Source organism: Kosakonia quasisacchari, from assembly GCF_004331415.1.
GTDB classification, from domain to species: domain Bacteria; phylum Pseudomonadota; class Gammaproteobacteria; order Enterobacterales; family Enterobacteriaceae; genus Kosakonia; species Kosakonia quasisacchari.
Map to the genome: position 1 here is coordinate 56,765 of NZ_SJOP01000012.1, position 25,518 is coordinate 82,282.

Consider the following 25,518-nt stretch of genomic DNA (forward strand, 5'->3'; position numbering starts at 1 on the left):
CCATTAGTTTTCCGATGAGATACCCATAACGATGAAAGGCAGTGTTACGTTTCGCCGCACGCTTGTCGCGGTCGTGGTCATGGCGGTAGCGGGCGTAGCCTGGTACCAGTTCGCACATAAAGATACTTCTTCCACCGCAACCGGGCAGGCCCAGCGCCAGGGTGCACCGGGTGGCGGCCGTCATGGTATGCGCGGCGGCGCGCTGCCGCCGGTGCAGGCCGCAACAGCAATCCGAGAAGCCGTACCGCGTTATCTCTCCGGGCTCGGCACCATTACCGCCGCAAACACCGTTACTGTGCGCAGCCGCGTTTCGGGCCAGCTTATGGCGATCCATTTCCAGGAAGGCCAGCAAGTAAAAGCCGGCGATCTGCTGGCGGAAATCGATCCAAGCCAATTCAAAGTGGCGCTGGCGCAAGCGCAGGGCCAACTGGCGAAAGATAAAGCCACACTCGCCAACGCCCGCCGCGATCTTTCTCGCTATCAACAACTGGCGAAAACCAGCCTGGTTTCACGCCAGGATCTCGATAGCCAGCAGGCGCTGGTGACCGAATCGGAAGGTACCGTGAAAGCTGACGAAGCCTCCGTTGCCAGCGCGCAGTTAGAGCTGGACTGGAGCCGCATAACCGCCCCTATTTCCGGGCGAGTGGGTTTAAAACAGGTGGATATTGGCAACCAAATCAGCAGCAGTGACACCACCGGGATCGTGGTGTTGACGCAAACACACCCCATCGATTTGGTGTTTACCTTGCCGGAAAGCGAAATCGCCACCGTCGTGCAAGCACAAAAAGCAGGCCAACAACTGGTGGTGGAAGCCTGGGATCGCACCAACAAACAGAAGCTGAGCAGCGGCACATTGTTAAGCCTCGACAACCAGATTGACGCCACCACCGGCACCATCAAACTGAAAGCCCGCTTTGATAACCAGGACGATGCCCTGTTCCCCAACCAGTTCGTCAACGCGCGCATGCTGGTTGCCACACAGCAGGACGCGGTAGTGATCCCGGCGGCTGCACTGCAAATGGGTAATGAAGGTAACTTCGTCTGGGTTCTGAATGACAAAAATCAGGTCAGCAAACACACCGTCACGCCAGGTATTCAGGACAGCCAGAAAGTAGTGATTGCCGCCGGTCTGTCGGCGGGCGATCGCGTGGTGACGGACGGAATTGACCGCCTGACCGAAGGGGCGAAAGTGGAAGTCGTGGATGCGAAAAACGCCGAAGCCGTACCGGCAAAGCGTGAACATCCGGCCAAAGGAGCGCATTCCTGATGCAGTTGCTACCGCCGGGCCGGACGGGCGGCCCTTCCCGTCTGTTTATCTTGCGTCCGGTCGCCACCACGCTGTTGATGGTGGCGATCCTGCTTGCCGGTATTATCGGCTACCGTTTTCTGCCCGTTTCCGCGCTGCCTGAAGTCGATTACCCAACCATCCAGGTGGTGACGCTCTACCCCGGCGCCAGCCCAGATGTGGTCACTTCTGCGATCACCGCACCGCTGGAGCGCCAGTTTGGTCAGATGTCCGGCTTAAAACAGATGTCGTCGCAAAGTTCCGGCGGCGCGTCGGTGGTGACATTGCAGTTCCAGCTCAGTTTGCCGCTGGATGTCGCCGAGCAGGAAGTGCAGGCGGCGATGAATGCCGCTAACAGCCTGCTACCGTCTGATCTACCCAACCCGCCGGTCTACAGTAAAGTTAACCCGGCGGATCCACCGATTATGACACTCGCCGTCACCTCTTCTGCCATGCCAATGACCCAAGTGGAAGATATGGTGGAAACGCGCGTTGCACAGAAAATATCGCAGGTTTCTGGCGTCGGCCTGGTGACCCTGTCAGGTGGCCAGCGCCCGGCAGTGCGCGTCAAACTCAATGCCCAGGCGATTGCTGCTCTCGGGCTGACCAGCGAAACCATTCGCACCGCCATCACTAATGCCAACGTTAATTCGGCGAAAGGCAGCCTCGATGGTCCAACCCGTGCCGTCACGCTTTCCGCCAACGATCAGATGCAATCAGCCGAAGAGTATCGCCAGTTGATTGTCGCTTATCAGAATGGTGCGCCGATCCGCCTTGGCGATATCGCGACCGTTGAACAAGGTGCCGAAAATAGCTGGCTTGGCGCATGGGCCAATAAGCAACAAGCGATTGTCATGAACGTTCAGCGCCAGCCAGGAGCAAACATTCTTAAGACCGCCGACAGCATCCGTACCCTGCTGCCGCAGTTAACTGAAAGCCTGCCAAAATCGGTCACGGTGAAAGTGCTGTCGGACAGAACCAACAACATTCGCGCGTCGGTCGACGACACCCAGTTCGAGCTGATGCTTGCGATCGCGCTGGTCGTCATGATTATCTATGTCTTCCTGCGCAATATTCCGGCCACCATTATTCCAGGCGTTGCGGTGCCGCTGTCGCTGGTCGGAACATTCGCGGCGATGGTGTTTCTTGATTTCTCCATCAACAACCTGACACTCATGGCGTTGACCATCGCCACCGGCTTTGTGGTCGACGACGCCATTGTGGTTATCGAGAATATCTCGCGCTACATCGAAAAAGGCGAAAAACCGCTGGCCGCCGCATTGAAAGGGGCCGGTGAAATTGGCTTTACCATTATCTCGCTGACGTTCTCGTTGATTGCGGTACTGATCCCGCTGCTATTTATGGGGGATATCGTCGGCCGCCTGTTCCGCGAATTTGCCGTCACGCTGGCAATAGCGATCCTGATTTCCGCGATTGTGTCGCTGACGCTGACGCCGATGATGTGCGCCCGCATGCTGAGCGCCGAATCCCTGCGCAAACAGAACCGTTTTTCCCGCGCGTCGGAGCGTTTCTTCGAGCGCGTCATCGCAGGCTACGGGCGGTTACTGAGTAAAGTGTTGAACCACCCGTGGCTGACGCTGAGCGTGGCGGTCGGGACACTGTTGTTGTCTATCATGTTATGGGTTGTTATTCCGAAAGGTTTCTTCCCGGTGCAGGACAACGGCATTATCCAGGGTACGTTACAGGCACCGCAATCCGCATCCTTTGCCAGCATGGCAGAGCGCCAGCGCCAGGTGGCCGATATTATCCTGCGCGATCCGGCGGTAGAAAGCCTGACCTCGTTTGTCGGTGTTGATGGCACTAACCCGTCGCTTAACAGCGCACGATTGCAAATTAATCTGAAACCGCTGGATGAGCGCGACGATCGCGTCCAGCCGGTGATTGAGCGCCTGCAACAGGCGGCGGCGAAAGTACCCGGCGTCGCACTCTACCTGCAACCAACTCAGGATTTAACCATTGATACCACCGTTAGCCGCACGCAATATCAGTTCACCTTGCAGGCCAACTCGTTAGATGCGCTCAGTACTTGGGTACCACAACTGGTAAGTAAACTACAGGCGCTGCCGCAACTGGCGGATGTCAGCAGCGACTGGCAAGACAAAGGCCTGGTAGCGTATGTGAATGTCGATCGCGACAGCGCCAGCCGCCTTGGCATTAACATGGCGGATGTGGATAACGCCCTTTATAACGCGTTCGGTCAGCGGTTAATCTCCACCATTTATACCCAGGCAAACCAGTATCGCGTGGTGCTGGAACACGACACGGCGCAAACGCCGGGGCTTTCCGCGCTGGACAACATCCGCCTGACCAGTACCGATGGCGGCATCGTGCCGCTCTCGTCGATTGCTAAAGTGGAGCAACGCTACGCCCCGCTGAGCATCAACCATCTGGATCAATTCCCGTCGACCACGATTTCCTTCAACGTGGCGGAGGGGTATTCGCTCGGCGATGCGGTGCAAGCGGTGCTGGATAGCGAGAAAACGCTTAACTTCCCGACGGACATCACCACGCAATTCCAGGGCAGCACGCTGGCGTTCCAGGCGGCGCTTGGCAGCACCATCTGGCTGATTGTTGCGGCCGTCGCGGCGATGTATATCGTGCTCGGCGTGCTGTACGAGAGCTTTATTCACCCCATCACCATCCTGTCGACATTGCCAACGGCAGGCGTTGGCGCACTGCTGGCGCTGATGGTTTCCGGCAGTGAACTGGATGTGATTGCCATCATTGGCATTATTTTGCTTATCGGTATCGTCAAGAAAAACGCCATCATGATGATTGACTTCGCCCTCGCCGCCGAGCGCGAAGAGGGTATGTCGCCACGCGATGCGATTTTCCAGGCCTGTTTACTGCGTTTTCGCCCGATATTAATGACCACGCTGGCGGCACTACTTGGCGCGTTACCGCTAATGCTGAGCACCGGCGTCGGCGCAGAATTACGCCGTCCACTGGGCATTGGCATGGTCGGTGGTTTGCTGGTGAGTCAGGTGCTGACGCTCTTTACGACGCCGGTGATTTACCTGTTGTTCGATCGCCTGTCGCTGGCGGTGAAAAAGCGTTTCCCGCGCCGTGAAGAGGAGGCGTAAGTGAAGTTTTTCGCCCTCTTCATTTACCGCCCGGTGGCGACGATTTTGATTTCGCTCGCCATTACGCTGTGCGGCATTCTCGGCTTCCGGCTGCTGCCGGTCGCCCCGCTGCCGCAGGTCGATTTCCCGGTGATTATGGTTAGCGCCTCACTGCCGGGTGCGTCGCCGGAAACCATGGCCTCCTCCGTGGCGACACCGCTTGAGCGCTCACTCGGGCGCATTGCCGGGGTCAGCGAAATGACCTCATCCAGCTCGCTGGGCAGCACGCGTATTATTCTTGAGTTTAATTTCGACCGCGATATCAACGGCGCGGCGCGCGATGTACAGGCGGCGATTAACGCCGCGCAAAACCTGTTACCAAGCGGCATGCCATCCCGCCCAACCTATCGCAAAGCGAATCCGTCGGCTGCGCCGATCATGATTTTGACGCTCACCTCGGACACCTATTCGCAAGGGCAGTTGTATGACTTCGCCTCGACGCAACTGGCGCAAACTATTTCGCAGATTGATGGCGTCGGCGATGTCGACATTGGTGGCAGTTCGCTGCCCGCCGTGCGCGTGGATTTAAACCCGCAGGCGCTGTTTAACCAGGGCGTGTCGCTGGATTCGGTACGCACAGCAATCAGCAACGCCAACGTGCGCAAACCGCAGGGCGCAGTGGAAGACGGCGCGCAACGCTGGCAGGTGCAAACCAATGATGAGCTGAAAACCGCCGCCGAGTACCAACCATTAATCATCCACTACAAAAACGGCTCCGCCGTGCGCTTAAGCGATGTCGCGAAGGTCACTGACTCGGTGCAGGACGTGCGCAACGCCGGGATGACCAATGCGAAGCCCGCCATTTTGCTGATGATCCGCAAACTGCCGGAAGCCAATATTATTCAGACGGTGGACAGTATTCGCGCGCGTCTGCCCGGCTTGCAGCAAACGATTCCTGCGGCGATCGATTTGCAAATCGCCCAGGATCGCTCACCGACGATTCGCGCTTCGCTAGCAGAGGTCGAACAGACACTGGTTATCTCGGTCGCGTTGGTGATCCTCGTGGTGTTCCTGTTTTTACGCTCAGGACGCGCAACACTGATCCCGGCAGTCGCTGTGCCCGTGTCGCTTATCGGCACCTTTGCCGCCATGTATTTATGCGGCTTTAGCCTGAATAACCTGTCGCTGATGGCGCTGACCATTGCCACCGGTTTTGTTGTCGATGATGCCATCGTGGTGCTGGAAAATATCTCGCGCCATCTGGAAGCAGGGATGAAACCGTTGCAGGCGGCGCTACAAGGCACGCGCGAAGTGGGCTTTACCGTGCTGTCGATGAGTATCTCGCTGGTAGCCGTATTCCTGCCGCTGCTGTTGATGGCAGGCTTGCCGGGGCGCTTGCTGCGTGAATTTGCCGTTACGCTGTCGGTGGCGATTGGTATTTCGCTGGTTATTTCCCTGACGCTAACGCCGATGATGTGTGGCTGGCTGTTAAAAGCGCATAAACCCCGCGAGCGCAGCCGGGAAAAAGGCTTCGGCCGTCTGCTGGTGGCGCTACAGCAGCAATATGCCCGTTCGTTGAAATGGGTGCTCAACCACGCGCGGTTAGTCGGGTTAGTGTTAATTGGCACCATTGCGCTCAATATCTGGCTCTACATTTCGATTCCGAAAACGTTCTTCCCGGAGCAGGATACCGGCGTGCTGATGGGCGGTATTCAGGCCGATCAGAGCATTTCGTTCCAGGCAATGCGCGGCAAGTTGCAGGACTTTATGAAGATTATCCGCGACGATCCGTCGGTGGATAATGTCACCGGTTTTACCGGCGGTTCGCGCGTAAACAGCGGCATGATGTTTATCACCCTGAAGTCCCGTAATGTCCGCCACGAAACTGCGCAACAGGTGATTGACCGTCTGCGCGGCAAGCTGGCAAAAGAGCCAGGCGCGAGCCTGTTTTTGATGGCCGTACAGGATATTCGCGTCGGCGGACGCCAGGCAAACGCCAGCTACCAGTTCGCCTTGCTGTCAGACTCTCTCAGCGCCTTGCGTGAATGGGAGCCCAAAATCCGTAAAGCCCTTGCCGCGCTGCCGGAACTGGCAGACGTTAACTCGGATCAGCAGGATAACGGCGCGGAAATGAATCTGGTGTACGACCGTGAAACCATGTCGCGGCTGGGTATCAGCGTCCAGGCAGCCAACAGTCTGCTGAATAATGCTTTCGGTCAACGGCAGATCTCCACTATTTACCAGCCGCTAAATCAGTACAAAGTGGTGATGGAAGTCGACCCGCGTTACACCCAGGATGTCAGTGCGCTGGATAAGATGTACGTCATCAACAGTGACGGTAAAACAATCCCGCTATCCTATTTTGCGCACTGGCAACCCGCTAACGCGCCGCTGTCGGTGAATCACCAAGGGTTGTCGGCGGCATCGACCATCGCCTTTAACCTGCCAACGGGCACCTCGTTATCACAAGCCAGTGATGCCATCAACCGTGCGATGACGCAGCTTGGCGTACCTTCCAGCGTGCGCGGCAGTTTTGCCGGCACCGCGCAGGTGTTCCAGGAGACGATGAACTCACAGGTCATTCTGATCCTGGCGGCAATTGCGACGGTCTATATCGTGCTGGGAATTTTGTACGAGAGCTATGTTCACCCGCTGACCATTCTCTCTACCCTGCCCTCGGCGGGCGTGGGCGCGCTACTGGCGCTTGAGCTTTTCGGCGCGCCATTCAGTTTGATAGCGCTGATTGGCATTATGCTATTGATTGGGATTGTAAAGAAAAACGCGATTATGATGGTCGACTTCGCCATCGAAGCACAGCGCCAGGGGAATCTCACCGCCGAAGAGGCGATTTTCCAGGCCTGCTTGTTGCGTTTTCGCCCGATCATGATGACCACCCTGGCGGCGCTGTTTGGCGCACTGCCATTAGTTATCTCCGGTGGCGACGGCTCCGAGTTACGCCAGCCGCTCGGTATTACGATTGTGGGCGGGCTGGTGATGAGCCAGTTGCTCACCCTGTACACCACGCCGGTGGTCTATCTGTTCTTCGACCGCCTGCGCATGCGTTTTAGCCGACACGAAAGAGAGCCTGTTAGTGAATGAATGAGTTACCGAAAAACATCCGCTGGCAGCTATGGATTGTCGCCTTTGGCTTTTTTATGCAGTCGCTGGATACCACCATTGTTAACACGGCGCTCCCCTCGATGGCGAAAAGCCTCGGGGAAAGCCCGCTGCACATGCATATGGTGGTGGTCGCCTATGTGCTGACAGTGGCAGTGATGCTGCCCGCCAGCGGCTGGCTGGCAGACAGAATAGGCGTGCGTAATATCTTTTTTGCCGCCATTGTGCTGTTTACCACCGGCTCACTGTTTTGCGCGCAGGCTTCCACGCTCGATCAGTTAGTCATGTCACGTGTGCTGCAAGGTGTCGGCGGCGCGATGATGGTGCCGGTCGGCAGGCTAACAGTGATGAAAATTGTCCCGCGCGATCAGTACATGGCGGCGATGACCTTTGTCACTCTCCCGGGGCAGATCGGCCCGCTGCTCGGCCCGGCGCTTGGCGGTATTCTGGTTGAATATGCCTCCTGGCACTGGATTTTCCTGATTAACCTGCCGGTGGGCATTCTCGGTGCCATTGCTACCCTCAGCCTGATGCCCAACTACACGCTGCAAACCCGCCGCTTTGATATGGCGGGTTTTGTGCTGCTCGCGGGCGGCATGGCAACGCTGACGCTGGCGCTTGATGGCAATCGCGGACTGGGGCTAACGTCGTGGCAACTCGGCGCGCTGGTGGCGGTGGGCGCGGCGGCAATTCTCTTTTATCTTTTGCATGCCAGGGGCAACGACAGCGCGTTGTTTAATCTGCGGTTATTCCGCACACCCTCTTTTTCGCTGGGCCTGGCCGGGAGTTTCACCGGACGCATCGGCAGCGGTATGTTGCCGTTTATGACGCCGGTGTTTTTGCAAATTGGCCTTGGCTTTTCGCCCTTTCACGCCGGGCTGATGATGATCCCGATGGTGCTGGGCAGCATGGGAATGAAACGCATCGTGGTGCAAGTGGTGAACCGTTTTGGTTACCGCCGTGCGCTGGTCTGCTCCACGCTTGGGTTAGCCGCCATCAGCCTGCTGTTTATGGCAACGGCGCTGCTCGGCTGGTATTACCTGCTGCCGGTCGTGCTGTTCTGCCAGGGGATGATCAACTCAATGCGCTTCTCCTCCATGAACACCTTAACGCTTAAAGATCTGCCCGATGAGCTGGCAAGCGGCGGCAACAGCCTGTTGTCGATGATCATGCAGTTGTCGATGAGTATCGGCGTGACCGTCGCCGGGCTGCTGCTCGGCCTGTTTGGCCAGCAGCATCTGTCGGCGGACAGCGGCGTGGCGCACCATGTTTTCCTTTACGCTTACCTCAGCATGGCGGTGATTATTTCACTCCCGGCGTTACTCTTCGCCCGCGTCCCGAATGACGCCAGCCAGAACGTCGTAATTGCCCATCGCAACAGGAGAGAATCATGAAGTTCTGGCGGCCGGGTATTACGGCCAAACTGTTTCTGGCAATTTTAGCCACCTGCATTGTGCTGCTGATCACCATGCACTGGGCGGTGCGCCTCAGCTTTGAGCACGGTTTTATTGACTACATTAAGCGCGGCAACGAACAGCGCCTGCAAATGTTGAGCGACTCACTGGCCGAGCAATATGCGCAGAACGGTAGCTGGCAGTTTCTGCGTAATAACGACCGGGTGATTTTCCAGCTCTTACGCTCATTCGAACGGGATAACGACCGCGATGAAGACCGCCCTGGCGCACCACCGCGCGAGATGGACAGAAACGCACCGCCTGGCATGGAACCCGGCTCGGAGCGTGACATGCGCCCCGGCCCGAATGACGAAATGGAACGCGAGCCACGACCGCCACCACCGGATATACCGCCGCACGGCTGGCGCACCAAATTCTGGGTTGCCGATCAAGATAATAATGTGCTGGTCGGCCCGCGCTCGCCGGTGCCATCAGACGGTACACGCCGGGCGATTGTGGTTAATAATGCGACCGTCGGTTGGGTTATCGCTTCGCCGATTGAACGCCTGACGCGCAACACCGATATCAACTTTGAGCGCCAGCAGCGACGCACCAGCTGGCTGATTGTCGGCCTTGCCACGCTGCTCGCCGCGCTGGCAACTTTCCCGCTGGCGCGCGGTTTACTCGCTCCGGTAAAACGGCTAGTCGATGGCACCCATCGGCTCGCCTCGGGCGATTTCTCCACCCGTGTCAATCCCGGTAGCCAGGATGAACTAGGTTGGCTGGCGCGCGACTTTAACCAGCTCGCCAGCACGCTGGAGCGAAACCAACAGATGCGCCGCGACTTTATGGCGGATATCTCGCATGAACTGCGCACGCCGCTGGCGGTACTGCGCGGCGAGCTGGAGGCAATTCAGGACGGCGTGCGGCAATTCACGCCGGAGTCGGTAGCATCGTTACAGGCGGAAGTCGGCACGCTGACAAAGTTGGTCAACGACCTGCACCAGTTGTCGATGTCCGATGAAGGGGCGCTGGCCTACCAGAAAGCGCCAGTTGATGTGGTGTCGCTGGTGGAGATCGCCGCAGGCGCTTTCCGCGAGCGTTACGCCAGTCGAAATCTGACACTTTCCCTTGAAGTCCCCGCCAGCGCTACGGTGTTTGGCGATCCCGATCGCCTGATGCAGTTGTTTAACAATTTGCTGGAAAACAGCCTGCGCTACACCGATGCGGGCGGGCAAACGCTGATTCAGGTGATTACCCGCGACAATACGCTGGTAATGCGTTTTGCCGACAGCACGCCGGGCGTCAGCGATGAGCAACTCAAACGGCTGTTTGAGCGCTTTTATCGCACGGAAGGCTCGCGTAACCGCGCCAGCGGCGGTTCCGGCCTGGGGCTGGCTATCTGTTTGAATATTGTGGAAGCGCACGGCGGCGCTATCCATGCGGCGCACTCGCCATTTGGCGGGGTTAGCATTACAGTTGAACTACCGCTTGAACGCGAAAAAACGAGAGATGTATGACTGAGTTACCGATTGATGAAAACACGCCACGCATCCTGGTTGTTGAAGATGAGCCTAAACTGGGACAGTTGCTGCTCGACTATCTGCGCGCGGCAAGCTACGCGCCAGCGCTGATTAACCACGGCGATCAGGTGCTCTCTTACGTGCGCCAAACGCCGCCGGATCTGATCCTGCTGGATTTGATGCTGCCCGGCACCGACGGGTTAACGTTATGTCGGGAAATCCGCCGTTTTTCTAACGTGCCCATTATCATGGTGACGGCGAAAATCGAAGAGATCGACCGCCTGCTGGGGCTGGAGATTGGCGCGGATGATTACATCTGCAAACCTTACAGCCCGCGTGAAGTGGTGGCGCGTGTGAAAACCATTCTGCGCCGCTGCAAACCGCAGCGCGAACTGGAGCGGCTGGACGCTGAAAGCCCGCTGATTGTCGATGAAGGGCGTTTCCAGGCGAGCTGGCACAACAAGCTGCTGGATCTTACCCCCGCGGAGTTTCGCCTGCTGAAAACCCTCTCCAGCGAGCCGGGTAAAGTCTTCTCCCGCGAGCAATTACTTAACCATCTCTATGATGATTACCGCGTAGTTACAGACCGCACCATCGATAGCCATATCAAAAACTTACGCCGCAAACTGGAAGCGCTGGATGAGGAGCAATCCTTTATCCGCGCCGTTTACGGTGTCGGTTATCGTTGGGAAGCCGACGCTTGCAAACTGGCGTAAGCCGTATGTCGGGCGCATGCGCCCGACACGCTTCATCCATATTATTTACGCAGCAATCGCTGCAAACGCTGCTTGTGCCACTGGCTAATCAGATTGGCGAAGACAAAAATCCGCAACCCTTTCACCGCCACCAGCCCGCCCCAAATCGCCGCCACCCACAATGACCACTGGCTATCCGGCGAGGTGCTACGGTTGAGGAAAAACAGCAGCACGCAGACGATAACGGCAGTGATCAGCATGCGCCAGAAACTGCTTTCGGCGTCGAGCTGTTCCCGCGCCGCGGTGATGCGTTTATCCAGCGCCTCTTCACCGGCCTCGCTCTGCGTGGAAAGCTCAGTAACGCTGACGCCAAACACGGCCGCCAGTGCGCTGAGTGTTTCCAGAGAAGGCTGATCGCCATTTTCAATTCTCTGCACGGTTCTGACGCTCAACGCCGCCATCTCCGCCAGTTGTTCCTGTGACCAGGCCCGAGCCAGACGTAATGTTTTTACTTTGTTATCGCTCATACTCTTTCTCCTGATGAATCCGGCCTGTAGTGTCACCCAACCCCTAAGACAGCAACACGATCCGTACCTGACAGCAACCCGACAGCCGCCTGACACGGCCCGTCGTCAAGTATAACCCCGGTGAATACGTCTTCCGTGAACAACGGCGCAATCCTCTGTATGATGACTGGCGCCTGGGGGCAAGGCGTCGTTTCGCCAGCCGCCAGGCCTACACAACAATAAAAGGAAAGGGATAGTGAGGAAATACTACTACGGGGCGCTGACACTCTTATTTGCAGCGTTCAACTGCCAGGCAGAGATCACTGAAGCACAGATGGCTGCAGACTGCGCGAAAATCGCCGATTACGCCAAAAAAGGCGATCAGTATTACAAAGCGAAAGACTACCCCAAAGCGCGCGAGGCTTTCGAAGAACAGGCGGCATGGCTGGAACAGTGCGAATTAGGCAAAGATAAACCGAACGATGTGTTAGTAGCGACCGCCTACAACAACGTCGCGCTCACCTGGATCCGCCAGGGCGAGTACCGTAAAGCGCAGGCGTGGCTGTCCATTATGCCGGACGATGAAAAGTCGAAATATAACCTTTCGCGTATTCAGGACAAGCTGCAGGCGCTGCCAAAACCGGCTTCCGCCGCCGGGGAATACTGGCAGTACGCCGGACGCAGCGAGTGGGAAGTACTCACGCTCAAACCGCAGGGTAAAGAGAGCTGGCAGGCCGACTGGTCCGGTCTTTATTTCGGCATTATGGGGCTGTACTCCGGGCCGAATATGGGCGATTTCAGCGAAAAAGTGACGCTGAAAAACGGCAAAGGCGACATCGTTTTGCGTGATGAAGGCATTTCCCAATGCACCATTTCGTTGAATCTGGCGGAAGATCTCAACAGGCTGGAGATGAAAACCGACGACGCGATGAATTGCGGTTTTGGCCATAACGTCAGCGCTGACGGCACCTACCTGCGCGTGAACTAACGCGCGGGTTTACTCCCCTGCCCCACGGCGCTACAATTCCCGCCCTAAATTTAGGGGAACTCCCCTACTGCCTCACTGCGGTGAGGCTGTCTGACCTGTCATCAGAACGAGAAAATCATGTTTAAACCGGAACTCCTCTCCCCGGCGGGAACGCTGAAAAATATGCGTTACGCTTTCGCCTATGGCGCAGACGCGGTTTACGCGGGCCAACCGCGTTACTCGCTGCGCGTGCGCAATAACGAATTCAACCACGAAAACCTGCAAATCGGCATTAACGAAGCCCACGCGCTGGGTAAGCAGTTTTACGTGGTGGTGAACATTGCCCCGCACAACGCCAAGCTGAAAACGTTTATTCGCGATCTGAAACCGGTGGTGGATATGGGGCCGGATGCGCTGATTATGTCCGATCCTGGTTTAATCATGCTGGTGCGTGAAAACTTCCCGCAGATGCCGATTCACCTCTCCGTACAAGCCAACGCCGTCAACTGGGCGACCGTGAAGTTCTGGCAGCAAATGGGGCTGACGCGCGTGATCCTTTCCCGCGAGCTCTCTTTGGAAGAGATTGCCGAAATCCGCGCCCAGGTACCGGAAATGGAGATCGAAATCTTCGTCCACGGCGCGCTGTGCATGGCTTATTCCGGCCGCTGCTTGCTTTCGGGTTATATCAACAAACGCGATCCGAACCAGGGCACCTGCACCAATGCCTGCCGCTGGGAATATAACGTGCAGGAAGGCAAAGAAGACGCCATCGGCAATATCGTGCATGTGCATGAGCCGATCCCGGTGCAGAACATTGAGCCGACGCTCGGCATCGGCGCGCCAACCGATAAAGTGTTTATGATTGAAGAAGCCCAGCGTCCGGGCGAGTACATGACCGCCTTCGAAGACGAACACGGCACTTACATCATGAACTCCAAAGATCTGCGTGCTATTGCGCATGTTGAGCGTTTAACGCAGATGGGTGTGCATTCGCTGAAAATCGAAGGCCGTACCAAATCATTCTACTATTGCGCGCGCACCGCACAGGTTTATCGCAAGGCGATTGACGATGCCGCAGCGGGCAAGCCGTTCGATACCTCGCTGCTGGAGACGCTGGAAGGCCTGGCGCACCGCGGTTACACCGAAGGGTTCCTGCGCCGTCACACCCATGACGACTACCAGAATTATGAATACGGTTATTCCGTTTCCGAACGCCAGCAATTTGTCGGTGAATTCACCGGTGAACGCAAAGGCGACCTTGCGGCCGTAGCAGTGAAGAATAAGTTCTCCGTTGGCGACAGCCTGGAGCTGATGACACCGCAGGGCAACGTCAACTTTACGCTGGAGCATATGGAAAACGCCAAAGGCGAAGCCATGCCGGTCGCGCCTGGAGATGGTTATACCGTCTGGTTGCCGGTTCCGCAGGATATGGCGCTGGAATATGCGCTGTTGATGCGCAATTTCACCGGGCAATCAACACGCAACCCTCACGCGAAGTGATTGAGCAGGGTTATTTTTTCGGCGCGAAAAATCTTAGAATCGGATCACATACCGCCCCGTTTAATACGGGTATTATCCTTCTCGCTGAAAAACATAACCCATAAATGCTAGCTGTACCAGGAACCACCTCCTTAGCCTGCGTAATCTCCCTTACGCAGGCTGATTTTTTTTCATCCTTTCTCTGCTTTTTCTCCCCACTTTTCTCTCCTGAGATACACTTTTCTCATCGAATTCAATCAGGATGAAAAGAATGAGCGCATTTCCCACAAGTTTGTTAATTCTCAACGGTAAAAGCGCCGGGGACGAAGCCCTGCGCGAAGCGGTGACGCTGCTGCGCGACGAAGGCATGGATATTCAGGTGCGCGTCACCTGGGAAAAAGGCGACGCGGTGCGCTATGTCGAGGAGGCGCTGCAGCTTGGCGTTGCCACCGTGATTGCCGGTGGCGGCGACGGCACCATTAACGAAGTGGCGACCGCGCTGGTGAACTGCAAAGGCGAGACGATTCCGGCGCTGGGCATTTTACCGCTCGGCACCGCCAACGATTTCGCCACCAGTGCCGCTATCCCGGAAGCGCTGGATAAAGCCTTACAGCTGGCGATTGTCGGCAAAGCGGTGCCGATTGATATCGCCCGTGTGAACGATAAAACCTGCTTTATCAATATGGCGACCGGTGGTTTTGGCACCCGCATTACCAGCGAAACGCCGGAAAAACTCAAAGCCGCGCTGGGCGGCGTCTCCTATTTGATTCACGGTCTGATGCGCATGGATATGCTGAAAGCGGATCGCTGCAAAATCACCGGTGAAGATTTTCACTGGCAGGGCGACGCACTGGTGATCGGCATCGGTAATGGCCGCCAGGCGGGCGGCGGGCAGCAACTCTGCCCGCAAGCGCTGATCAATGATGGCTTATTACAACTACGGATTTTCACCGGCGATGAGTTACTGCCCGCGCTGTTCAATACCCTGACACAGCCGGACGATAACCCGCATATTATCGACGGGAAATCGGCATGGTTTGAGATCAATGCCCCGCACGAAATGACGTTTAATCTCGACGGCGAACCGCTACGCGGCGAGCAGTTTCGCATTGAAGTGGTGCCGAATGCGTTGCAATGCCGGTTACCGCCGGATTGCCCGTTATTGCGTTAATGCGCCGCAACGTTACGCGGGTGTTGGAAGCCCATAATCAGGCCCGGTGAGCACAAGCGCCACCGGCAATCGATACGGCATGTCGCATGGGTGGACTGGTTCCGTTCACCAGGCGTTCTGGCGTTTCTGAAAATTCACATACCGTGAACGGGATAAGGGGAGCTGCCGCGCTCCCTTTATCCCATCTATGGATCATTGCGCCATAAGCCGTTATTTATTGTCGCGAATCTCACAGCGATGGGGTTGAGTCCCCGCTGAAATCGGCGAACCGGAGCGTGAATGACAAGGTCTGGACGCCATGGATGGCGGCCAGAGGCGAATCGAGACAGGATGTCGAGTCGAGCCGACCGCAGGCAGGCACGCGGGAGGTGAGCGTAGTGCGCAGCACCGATTTCCTGCGGGGCCGCGGGGATTGATAAGGGGAGCGCGGTAGCTCCCCTTATCCCGTTCACCGCACAAATGAGTAATGAAACTCCCGCACGTCTGGTGAACGGAACCATTGCACCTATGCGGCATGCCGTATCAATTGTCAGATAGCGGCTACTCTTTATCCGACTTATGAATAAGGTACCGCCATCAAGCACAACTCCATATTTAATACGCCGCCACCTCGCGCGCCATCTCGCGGCTATACTGCTTGCTGGCGTTAACCAGCATCTGCGTATAATCCGTTTGCGCCGCGCCGCTCACCAGCGCATCGACGGTTAATGTCTCGAGGATTTTACCGTGCTGCATCACCGCCACCTTCTGGCACAAATGGGCGATCACCCCAAGATCGTGCGTCACCATCAGGTAAGTGAGTTGAGACTCCTGATGCAGCGCCGCCAGCAAGTTGAGGATTTCCGCCTGCACCGAAACATCCAGCGCCGAAGTCGGTTCATCGAGTAGCAATACGCGCGGTTCCAGAATCAGCGCCCGGGCGATAGCCACACGTTGCCGCTGGCCGCCGGAAAGCTGATGCGGATAACGGTCACGAAAGGCGCGGTTTAACCCCACCTTATCCAGCAGCGTGTTGATGCGCCGATCGCGGTCGTTAATACCGTGAATTTGCAGCGGCTCTTCCAGAATGTCGCCAATGGTGTGGCGCGGGTGCAGCGAACCGTAAGGATCCTGAAACACCATCTGCACCAGCCGGCAGCGTGGCGGGCTGAGTCGCTTTTCCAGCGGCTGGCCCTTGATTGCCAATTCGCCTTCCCAGTGGGTAAACAACCCAGCCAGGCACTTCAGTACCGTCGTTTTGCCGGAGCCGGATTCCCCCACCAGCCCGTAAATCTCACCCGGCTGCACGCTGAAACTGACATCCTCCAGCACCTGATTGCGTTTTTCCCCTTCACCAAACGCGAGGTGAAGGTTTTTCACGTTGATCATTCTGCTCTCCTTATTCGCCCAGCCAGCTGGCCTGGCGCTGCAACACCGGCAGCACCGGGCGGCGGTTATGGATTTCCGGCAGGGAGTGAATCAGCCCCTGCGTATAGGGGTGCTGCGCGTTATCGAGATCTTTCGCGGCAATCGACTCCACCACCCGCCCGGCGTACATCACCAGTACGCGGTCACAGAAACTGCGCACCAGATTGATGTCGTGACTGATAAAAATCAGCCCCAGCCCGCGCGATTTCACTAAGTCGTCCAGTAAACCCAGCACCTGCAAACGCACCGAAACATCCAGCGCCGAGGTGGGTTCATCGGCGATCACCAGTTCCGGGTCGGTGATCAGCATCATGGCAATCATGATGCGCTGTCCCTGCCCGCCGGAAATCTCATGCGGGTAGAGATGATAAACGCGTTCCGGCTGACGAATGCGCACCACATCGAGCATCTCCAGCACTTTCGCTTTCGCCTCGGCTTTCTTGCCTGGATGGTGCGTCAGCCAGGCTTCGGCAATCTGATCGCCCACACAAACCACCGGGTTCAGCGAATATTTCGGATCCTGCATAATCATCGAAATACGCTTGCCGCGTACCTGGCGCATCTGCGCTTCGCTGATGTTCAGCAGATCCACGTCGCCAAACTGCATCGCATCTGCCTGAATACGCGCTTTCGCCGGATGCAGGCGCAACAAAGCACGACCGACGGTGGATTTCCCCGAGCCAGACTCACCGACAATCGCCAGTTTCTCCTGACCAAGACTGAAGGAGACGCCGCGCACCGCATGGGTCACCGCGCGCCCGTTGATAAAATCGACATGCAGGTTGCGCACATCGAGCAGCGGCGAATTATTCGCTGCGAGGATCGAGGATGTCACGTAAGCCGTCTCCCAGGAAATTAAAGGCCAGGCTGTTGATCAAGATCGCCAGCCCAGGAATGGTTACTACCCACCAGCACTCCATCATGTAGGTGCGACCGCTTGAAATCATCGCGCCCCACTCCGGCTCCGGCGGCTGCGCGCCCAGGCCTAAAAAGCCCAGCCCCGCCGCGGTCAGAATGATCCCCGCCATATTCATGGTGATGCGGATAATCACCGACGGCAGGCACAGCGGCACGATATGACGCCACAGCACACGCACCGGCGACGCACCTTGCAAGCGCACAGCAGAGATAAAATCGGCCTGGCGCAGTGAGAGGGTTTCCGCGCGCGCCAGCCGCGCAATCGGCGGCCAGGCGGTGAGCGTAATGGCGATCACCACATGTTCAAGCCCCGGCCCAAGCGCCGCGACAAACGCCAGCGCCAGCACCAGGCTTGGAAAAGAGATAAAGATGTCGGTCACGCGCATCAGCACCATATCGACCTTGCCGCCAAAGTACCCGGCGCTGACGCCAAGCAGCAGCCCCAGTGGGCCAACGGTAACGGAAACCAGCAGCACGATATAAAGCGTGATGCGCGAGCCGTAGACCAGGCGGCTGAAGATATCGCGACCGAACTCATCGGTGCCAAACCAGTGCGCAGCATTCGGCGCGCTCAGCGCGTTCTCAAGATCCTGAACCAGCGGGTTATAGGGAGCGATGAGCGGCGCGAAAATCGCCACCACCAACAGCAGCAGAACGATACCACCGCCGATTGCCGTGAGCGGGTTGCGCGCCATTTTGCCAACAAATCCGGCCGCACGCCCGACGCCGCGTTTGATGCGCAGGCTGCGCTCGCGGCGTGCCGAAGAGACCGGCGAATCAAAAGAGACCGTCATGATTTCGTCCTCGGATCAAAGAGTTGGTAGAGCATGTCGGAGAGCAGATTGAGCATCACGAAAATCACCCCGACCAGCAGCACGCAGCCCATGACCGCATTCATATCCCCCAGCAATAAACTGCCGGTAAGGTAGGAACCAAAGCCCGGCCACGAAAAGACGGTTTCGATCAATACCGCCCCTTCCAGCAGCGAACCGTAAGCCAGCGCCACCACCGTTAACAGTTGCACAAGGATATTGCGAAACGCGTGATTCCAGATGACCTGGCGTTCCGTCAGCCCTTTCACCCGCGCGGTGATGATGAACTCCTGCGACAGTTGCGCCAGCATAAAGCTGCGGGTCATGCGGCTGATATACGCCAGCGAGTGGAAACCGAGCAGCGAGGCAGGCAGCACCAGATGATTAAGCGCATTCCAGAACACCGCGCCGTTACCTGCCAGCAGCGCATCTACGGTGATAAGCCCGGTGCGATGCGGCACCACGCCATCCAGCCCCAGATCCAGCCGCCCGGCACCGCCGACCCAGCCAAGCCAGGCGTAGAACAGCAGCAGCCCCATCATGCCGACCCAGAAAATCGGTGTGGAGTAACCGGCAAGGCTGATAATGCGCACCACATAATCGGACACGCTGTTACGGCGCGCCGCCGCCAGCACACCCAGCGGAATGCCCAGCCCCGCGCCAACGATAATCGCCATCGTCGCCAGTTCGAGCGTCGCCGGGAAGACGCGCGCAATATCGTCCAGCACCGGTTTACCGGTCAGCAATGCGTTACCGAGATTGCCGTGCAGCAGGTTATTCAGGTAAATGCCAAACTGGGTCATCAACGACTTATCAAACCCCAGTTGCTGATAAACCTGCTGATACGTGCTGTGATCGGCATCCGGGCCGACAATCGCCAGCACCGGATCGACAGGCATTACGCGGCCAATAAAGAAGGTCAGCAACAGCAGACCAAACAGCGTCACCGCCACCTGAGTTAACCGTTTTGAAAAGCGTCTGGTGCGTGAGCCAGGCGCAAGCAGTAACGAACTCATCCTTTCTCTCCTCCGGTGGCAGGCACTTTGTACACATCGCGCAGGAATGTGGTGGCAGACGGGTGCGACTGGAAGTTTTTCACTTCATTGCGCACCACCACCGAATCCACCATTTGCGAAAGAGGGATCAGCGCCGGGATCAGTTGGTCATAGCGCAACTGAATTTGCTGGTAGTCGCTTTTCTGTTTTTCCGGGTCGCGCTCCAGCAACGCGTTGTCGATCATCTCATTGAGCGGTTTATCGTAGAAACTGGTGCGCCAGCCCTGGAAGTTGGTCAGCCGCGCCTCGTCACTGTTATCCGGGTTATAGACCAGCGCACGCAGGCTCGAATGCGGATGCGGTTCAACACCGCTGCCGCCGCGCCCCACCAGCATTTCGAATTTGCGCTCACGCATCGCGCCATAGATCTGGTTGCCGGTGCCGGTGACGATTTTGGCGTTGATCCCGGCCTGCATCAGTGTTGACTGCACGGCGATGGCGATATTGAGAAACGGCTGGTCGGCGAGTACGCGCAGCGTGGTGTCAAACCCATTCGGATAACCCGCTTCCGCTAACAGTTTTTTCGCGCGCGGAATGTCCAGCCGGTAGCCGGGATCCGGCAGCGTTGACGGCATTCCCGCTTTGATCGGCCGTTGGTGCAGCACGCCATAGCCCGGCATCAGCGCCTTATTGATACCCTGATAATCAATCAGATACCGCACCGCTTCGCGCACTTTCGGGTTAGCGAAATGCGGCTCTTTCATGCTCATCGCCACATAATAAACGGTGCCCTTTTGTACCGCTTCAACCGTCACGTTGGGGTCTTTACGCAACGCGTTGATGTCCGATACCGCCATGTTGTTGGCAATATCCAGATCGCCTTTCGCCAGCATCAGGCGCAGAGTTTGCGACTCCTGGAAATGGCGCAGCACCACGCGGTTCAGTTTTGGTTCCTCGCGCCAGTAATCCGGGTTGCGCTTCATACGCAGCACATCTTTCGCCTGCCAGGTTTCCAGCATAAACGGGCCGGAACCCGCTTCGTTGGTGGTCAGCCAGCGATTGCCCCAGTCACCGTTCACTTCATGGCTTTGCACGGTTTTGCTGTCCAGCACGCCGAGGTTACCCAGCGCGCCCAGCGAGTAGATAACCAGTTGCGGATCGTTAGGCTTAGGAAGCCGGATTTGCACGGTGTTGGCGTCCGGTGCGCTCACCTGCTGGTCGATATTCTTTTTGCTAAAACCATAGGATTTCCACACCGACGCCTGCGCCAGGTTCAGGTGCAGCAGGCGGCGCATCGACCACACCACATCCTGCGCGGTGAGCGGGTTACCAGAATGGAATTTGACGTTATTGCGTAGGTGGAAGGTAAGCGTTTTGCCGTCCGGGCTGATATCCCAGGACTCTGCCAGCGCCGGTTTGACGTTGGTGAGTTCATTTGGATCGAGTTCGACCAGCGAATCGTAGAGATTGACCACAATGCCGACCACTTCGTTGCCGGTCATTGCCGCCGGATCGAGGGTCAGCAGGTTGTTCATGTTCATGCCGATGATGAGCTGATCGGGCGGCGTTTTCGCCAACGTCGCGCCGCTCCCCATCATCAGCGAGAGCGCGAGTAAACACGCTCCCGCGAGGGAAGTTTTTTTCATCTGTGCATACCGTTTGTAGAGTACGTTTCGCCAAAAATCGGCTACGTGGCCCGAAAGTCATAGCTCCCGGGCATTTATTGTTATCTGTCAGTCGTGGCTGACGGTATTGGCTTCGATATACGCAAAATTGATGTCTTCGCCGAGTCCAGGTCGCTGCGGCAGATGAACAAAACCCTCTTCATCCATCGGGTCGACGATGCTGTTTAAGTACGCTGCCGGTTGGTCATAATCGAGGAACGGGTGCAGCAAACCGCGCTCGTACCAGCGGCAGTTGCGGATTGCGCCAATCACCGCCAGGCTCGCCGCACCGTTGCCGTGCACTTCACAATCCATGCCGAACGATTCGGCCAGGTTCGCTACTTTCAGCGTTGGCGAAATGCCGCCCACGCCGTTGGCTCCGGCACGCAGAATGTCGCACGCGCCCGCTTTTACCCAGTCGGCGCGGCTGTGGTGTTTCCCGCCCAGGCTTTCCGGCCCGATAATCGGAATCGACAGGTTTTCGGCCAGCCACACGTAAGAGGACATGCTCTCTTCTTCCATTGGCTCTTCGAACCAGGCGAAGTTGAGTTTTTCCAGCTCCTTGCCGATATAGAGCGCTTCGGTGCGGCTGTACCAGTGGTAGCCATCTATCATCAGGTCGATATCCGGGCCAACCGCCTCACGCACCGCCGCGCAGGCTTTAACATCCATTTTTGGGTTCGGCGCGAATTTCACCGGCGGCATCCAGGTATGTAACTTGATGGCTTTATAGCCGCGCGCCACCAGTTTTTCGGCGAACGAAGCGTACTCTTCCGGTGTCGAAAGCCCGCCTTCCAGTTCGTCGCCGCACATGGTGCTGCCGTAAGCGGGCACTTTGTCGCGGTAGCCGCCAAGCAGCTTATACACCGGCATATTGAGTTTGCGGCCAATCAGATCCCACAGCGCTTGTTCAACAAACGACAATGCGCGCTCGGTTAACTGATGTGCGCTGCCGCGCTGCCAGTGCACCAGATCCTGCCAGATGCGCTCGCGGTTAAACGGATCCTGCCCGACCAGCACTTTGCGGAAAAAAGCGTTCACGACGAACGGGCGCACCACTTCCGGCGGTGCGAAGGAATAGCCTTTGCTGCCATCGTCTGCGGTGATGGTCAGCATCGCCATTTTGGCCTGCGTTTCCGGCCCCGGATGTGAGTGCCCGGCGCTGTCGGAAACGCGACGCGTAGGATGCTGAAAGACGGTGACATTCACTGATTCAATTTTCATTACTGATCCTTGGTATTTTTGAAAAGCTGTTTCATAAGAAAATATATGCACAAAAATACGCCGCATCCTCGGACAATTTCCGCTAAGCGACCGCCATTTTTTGGGCATGCGCACGACGGTACGTGACATTTTTCACAAAAGGTTACGGAAGTGTGATGAAGATCGGGAAGGGAATTGAGCAGAAATGAAATAGCGTTTTTACTTTACCCTCCCCGGCGGGGAGGGTAAATGACGCATCAGGCGATGGTCACTTTCTCGTCAAGATAGACATCCTGCACGGCGTTAATCAGCTTCACGCCATCGGCCATGGTTTTCTTAAACGCTTTACGGCCAAGGATCAACCCCATGCCGCCCGCGCGTTTGTTAATAACCGCCGTACGAACGGCGTCGCCCAGATCGGTGTCGCCGCCCGCCGCGCCGCCGGAGTTAATCAGCCCGGCACGGCCCATGTAGCAGTTCGCCAGCTGGTAACGCACCAGGTCAATCGGGTTGTCGCTGGTCAGCTTGCTGTAAACGCGCTCGTCGGTGTAACCGAAATTCACCGCTTTGTAGCCACCGTTATTTTCCGCCATTTTCTGCTTCACAATATCCGCGCCGATGGTGGCGGCAATGTGGTTCGCCTGGCCGGTTAAATCAGCAGAAACGTGGTAATCCACGCCATCTTTCTTGAACGCGGAGTTACGCAGGTAAGCCCACAATACGGTCACCATGCCGAGTTCATGCGCGCGTTCAAAGGCGGCGGAGATCTCCTCAATCTGGCGACGCGACTCCAGCGAGCCGAAATAGATCGTCGCCCCGACGGCGACCGCGCCCATATTAAACGCCTGCTCAACGCTGGCGTACAGCGTCTGGTCATATTCGGTGGGGTAGCTGAGGGTTTCGTTGTGGTTCAGTTTTACCAGGAAGGGAATGCGGTGCGCATAGCGGCGCGAAACCGAGGCCAGCACGCCATAAGTGGATGCCACACAGTTACAACCCGCTTCAATCGCCAGTTCGACAATATTCTTCGGATCGAAGTAGAGCGGGTTGGCGGCAAACGACGCGCCCGCTGAGTGCTCGATCCCCTGGTCGACCGGCAAAATAGACAGATAGCCCGTACCCGCCAGTCGCCCGTGGTTATACAGCGTCTGCATATTTCGCAGCACCGCTGGCGGGCGGTTGTTGTCGACCATCACGCGATCAACATAATCATGTCCCGGCAGGTAGAGTTGGTCGGCGGGAATGGTCATACAACGGTGTTGCAAAAGGCTGTCGGCGTCTTTGCCAAGTAACTGCACAATATCAGTCATAGCTATGCTCCCGTAAGCTTCGCACAAAGCGAATTGGATTATCCTTACCTGCCTGACGGCAGGCAGAGATAAGCCTGGTTTGCTCACGCCAGATTTTCCACCGCTGGCCATTTTTTCAGCATTATCTGCTGGCACGTTTCGTATACCGGTTTACCACCATTGATGGAAATGATGCACCGGCCCAATGCCGTGCCCCACTTCCAGCGTATCCGCCTGCGCCAGCGCCGCCGTTAACCATTGTTTCGCTTGCGCGACGGTAGATGCCCAATCGTTATGGCGCGGGCGCAGCGCCGCCAGCGCGGCGGAGAGCGTGCAGCCTGTGCCGTGGGTATTTTTCGTTTTTACGCGCGGGGTGGTAAAGCGCAGCGCACCCTGGCGGGTAAACAGCCAGTCAGGGCTTTCGGCGTCATCCAGATGGCCGCCTTTCATCAACACCGCTTCACAACCGAGCGCCAGCAGCGCTTCACCCTGCGCATGCATCTCTTGCTCGCTGCGGGCATGGGGTGCATCGAGCAGCGCGGCGGCTTCCGGCAAATTAGGCGTGATAAGTGAAACCTGCGGCAGTAAATGCTGGCGCAGTGCGGCAACCGCCGACGGCGATAACAGCGGGTCGCCGCTTTTGGCGAGCATCACCGTATCCAGCACCACATTGCGTACCTGGTAGCACCGCAGTCGCTCCGCGACAGCTTCAACAATGTCCGTTTCTGCCAGCATGCCGATTTTGGTGGTGTCGATACGCACGTCGCTGAGCACGGAATCAAGCTGCGCGGCGACAAAGTCAGGTTCAATGCGGTACACCGATTGCACGCCACGGGTGTTTTGCGCCACCAGCGCGGTGATCACCGAACAGCCGTATGCGCCCAGCGCCGAAAAGGTTTTCAGATCCGCCTGAATACCCGCCCCACCGCTGGGGTCGGTACCGGCAATGGTTAACGCGTTGATGCGCTTCATGCTTTGCCTCCCAGCGCATACAGCGCATCCAGAAAAGCGGGAACAAAACTGCCCGGTCCGGTGCTTTTCGCGCAGGCCAGGCTACCGGCTTGCGCCATAAATGCACAGGCCGCGGCGACATTCTCCAGTTTATCGCCCGGCAACGCGCAACTGGCAGCCACCACCGCCGAAAGCGCACAGCCGGTGCCAACCACGCGTGTCATCAGCACATCACCGCCGGTTACCATCAGCATGCGCGACCCGTCGGTGATGTAATCCACCTCGCCGCTTACCGCAACAATCGCCCCGCTTTGTCGCGCCAGCGCCTGTGCGGCTGGCAGTGCCGCACTGGCAGTATCGGTGGTATCAACGCCACGCCCGCCTGCGCTCATGCCGGCAAGCGCGAGGATTTCCGAAGCATTACCCCGAATTGCCGCCGGACGCAGCGCCAGCAGTTGCTGGCAGAATTCAGTGCGTAACGTGAGTGCGCCAACGGCGACCGGATCGAGTGTCCAGGGTTTATGCGCGGCATTCGCGCTCTCCACCGCCGATCGCATTGCTGTGGCGCGTTCGCGCGTTAAGGTACCAACATTAATGAGCAAGGCATCGGCGATGGCGCTGAACTGCGGCGCTTCTTCGCTATCAATCACCATTGCGGGTGATGCGCCAAGCGCCAGCAGCACGTTAGCGGTAAAGGTTTGTACGACGTCATTGGTCATACAGTGCACAAGGGGAGAACGACGGCGGAATTGCTGTAACGCATGTGCGATTTGCACACGATCAAGCAGGTCAGGTTGCATGGTTTCGCTCCTGCCCGGCGTGAAGAAGGGATGCCGGGCAGGCATCTGACTTCCCTACGCTGGCATTATCCAGATCAGGTGGTACGGGTATTTCTCAGCCTTCACAAAGAAGGGCACCCCGAGTCATTTAAAAATCAATACATTGTGGTTAACAGCTTATTAACCGCCACTCAGGATAATGCGCGCGCCGGGTGTTGTAAACCGGCCTTCCTGCAAAAGCGACACATGCGAGCAAGCCCTGTAGCGTAAGGCGTACGGA

The 25,518-nt window shown here is 57.3% G+C and carries 19 protein-coding genes and 1 riboswitch; of the genes, 9 read left to right on the plus strand and 10 right to left on the minus strand.

The window, feature by feature from the left end:
* Positions 1-31: 31 nt before the first annotated feature.
* Genes E0L21_RS14270 through baeR form a run of 6 tightly spaced genes read left to right on the plus strand, consistent with a single transcriptional unit; the run spans position 32 to position 11,118 of the window.
* Positions 32-1,267: an MdtA/MuxA family multidrug efflux RND transporter periplasmic adaptor subunit gene (locus tag E0L21_RS14270; protein WP_131410572.1), complete on the plus strand. Its 1,236-nt coding sequence runs from the start codon at positions 32-34 to the stop codon at positions 1,265-1,267.
* Complete coding sequence (locus tag E0L21_RS14275) at positions 1,267-4,389, plus strand: MdtB/MuxB family multidrug efflux RND transporter permease subunit (RefSeq protein ID WP_131410574.1); 3,123 nt, start codon at positions 1,267-1,269, stop codon at positions 4,387-4,389. Before E0L21_RS14270 ends, E0L21_RS14275 begins: the two co-directional genes overlap by 1 nt.
* On the plus strand, positions 4,390-7,467 hold the full coding sequence (gene mdtC / locus E0L21_RS14280; protein ID WP_131410576.1) for a multidrug efflux RND transporter permease subunit MdtC: 3,078 nt from the start codon (positions 4,390-4,392) through the stop codon (positions 7,465-7,467).
* Positions 7,464-8,879, plus strand: coding sequence for an MFS transporter (gene mdtD / locus E0L21_RS14285; protein WP_131410577.1), 1,416 nt, complete (start codon positions 7,464-7,466; stop codon positions 8,877-8,879). The genes mdtC and mdtD overlap by 4 nt, the downstream gene beginning before the upstream one ends.
* On the plus strand, positions 8,876-10,399 hold the full coding sequence (baeS, locus tag E0L21_RS14290) for an envelope stress sensor histidine kinase BaeS (protein WP_131410579.1): 1,524 nt from the start codon (positions 8,876-8,878) through the stop codon (positions 10,397-10,399). The genes mdtD and baeS overlap by 4 nt, the downstream gene beginning before the upstream one ends.
* Complete coding sequence (gene baeR / locus E0L21_RS14295; RefSeq protein WP_131410581.1) at positions 10,396-11,118, plus strand: envelope stress response regulator BaeR; 723 nt, start codon at positions 10,396-10,398, stop codon at positions 11,116-11,118. Before baeS ends, baeR begins: the two co-directional genes overlap by 4 nt.
* 41 nt (positions 11,119-11,159) lie before the next feature.
* Here baeR and E0L21_RS14300 read toward each other — a convergent pair whose 3' ends face one another.
* Positions 11,160-11,624 (minus strand): helix-turn-helix domain-containing protein, encoded by a 465-nt coding sequence (locus tag E0L21_RS14300; protein ID WP_131410583.1) that lies wholly within the window; start codon positions 11,622-11,624, stop codon positions 11,160-11,162.
* A 235-nt stretch (positions 11,625-11,859) separates the two neighbouring features.
* Between E0L21_RS14300 and E0L21_RS14305 the strand changes: the two genes are divergently transcribed.
* The 3 genes from E0L21_RS14305 to yegS all read left to right on the plus strand — a co-directional run bounded on the left by E0L21_RS14305 (position 11,860) and on the right by yegS (position 15,220).
* Complete coding sequence (locus tag E0L21_RS14305; protein WP_131410585.1) at positions 11,860-12,591, plus strand: tetratricopeptide repeat protein; 732 nt, start codon at positions 11,860-11,862, stop codon at positions 12,589-12,591.
* A 117-nt stretch (positions 12,592-12,708) separates the two neighbouring features.
* Positions 12,709-14,070, plus strand: a complete 1,362-nt coding sequence (gene trhP, locus E0L21_RS14310; RefSeq protein WP_086868291.1) for a prephenate-dependent tRNA uridine(34) hydroxylase TrhP — start codon at positions 12,709-12,711, stop codon at positions 14,068-14,070.
* Positions 14,071-14,320: 250 nt separating this feature from the next.
* The gene (gene yegS, locus E0L21_RS14315; RefSeq protein WP_131410587.1) at positions 14,321-15,220 is read left to right on the plus strand and encodes a lipid kinase YegS; all 900 of its coding nucleotides are present in this window, start codon (positions 14,321-14,323) and stop codon (positions 15,218-15,220) included.
* A gap of 594 nt (positions 15,221-15,814) precedes the next feature.
* Here the strand turns inward: yegS and E0L21_RS14320 are convergent.
* From E0L21_RS14320 to thiM, 9 genes are all read right to left on the minus strand, one after another.
* Positions 15,815-16,588, minus strand: a complete 774-nt coding sequence (locus E0L21_RS14320; protein WP_131410589.1) for an ABC transporter ATP-binding protein — start codon at positions 16,586-16,588, stop codon at positions 15,815-15,817.
* A gap of 10 nt (positions 16,589-16,598) precedes the next feature.
* Positions 16,599-17,462: an ABC transporter ATP-binding protein gene (locus E0L21_RS14325; RefSeq protein ID WP_131410591.1), complete on the minus strand. Its 864-nt coding sequence runs from the start codon at positions 17,460-17,462 to the stop codon at positions 16,599-16,601.
* Positions 17,434-18,339, minus strand: coding sequence for an ABC transporter permease (locus E0L21_RS14330; protein WP_131410593.1), 906 nt, complete (start codon positions 18,337-18,339; stop codon positions 17,434-17,436). Before E0L21_RS14330 ends, E0L21_RS14325 begins: the two co-directional genes overlap by 29 nt.
* Positions 18,336-19,373, minus strand: coding sequence for an ABC transporter permease (locus tag E0L21_RS14335; RefSeq protein WP_131410595.1), 1,038 nt, complete (start codon positions 19,371-19,373; stop codon positions 18,336-18,338). The genes E0L21_RS14330 and E0L21_RS14335 overlap by 4 nt, the downstream gene beginning before the upstream one ends.
* Positions 19,370-20,998: an ABC transporter substrate-binding protein gene (locus E0L21_RS14340; protein WP_131410597.1), complete on the minus strand. Its 1,629-nt coding sequence runs from the start codon at positions 20,996-20,998 to the stop codon at positions 19,370-19,372. The genes E0L21_RS14335 and E0L21_RS14340 overlap by 4 nt, the downstream gene beginning before the upstream one ends.
* A gap of 87 nt (positions 20,999-21,085) precedes the next feature.
* Entirely contained in the window at positions 21,086-22,240 is a 1,155-nt protein-coding gene (locus E0L21_RS14345; RefSeq protein ID WP_131410599.1) for a mandelate racemase family protein, read from the minus strand.
* Between the two features lie 236 nt (positions 22,241-22,476).
* Positions 22,477-23,529 carry a class I fructose-bisphosphate aldolase gene (fbaB, locus tag E0L21_RS14350; RefSeq protein WP_131410601.1) on the minus strand — a complete coding sequence of 351 codons (1,053 nt, stop codon included), beginning with the start codon at positions 23,527-23,529 and terminating at the stop codon, positions 22,477-22,479.
* A 150-nt stretch (positions 23,530-23,679) separates the two neighbouring features.
* Positions 23,680-24,480 carry a bifunctional hydroxymethylpyrimidine kinase/phosphomethylpyrimidine kinase gene (gene thiD, locus E0L21_RS14355; RefSeq protein ID WP_131410603.1) on the minus strand — a complete coding sequence of 267 codons (801 nt, stop codon included), beginning with the start codon at positions 24,478-24,480 and terminating at the stop codon, positions 23,680-23,682.
* Positions 24,477-25,259, minus strand: a complete 783-nt coding sequence (thiM, locus tag E0L21_RS14360) for a hydroxyethylthiazole kinase (protein ID WP_131410605.1) — start codon at positions 25,257-25,259, stop codon at positions 24,477-24,479. The genes thiD and thiM overlap by 4 nt, the downstream gene beginning before the upstream one ends.
* A gap of 34 nt (positions 25,260-25,293) precedes the next feature.
* A riboswitch (TPP riboswitch) is annotated at positions 25,294-25,390 on the minus strand.
* Between the last annotated feature and the right edge of the window lie 128 nt (positions 25,391-25,518).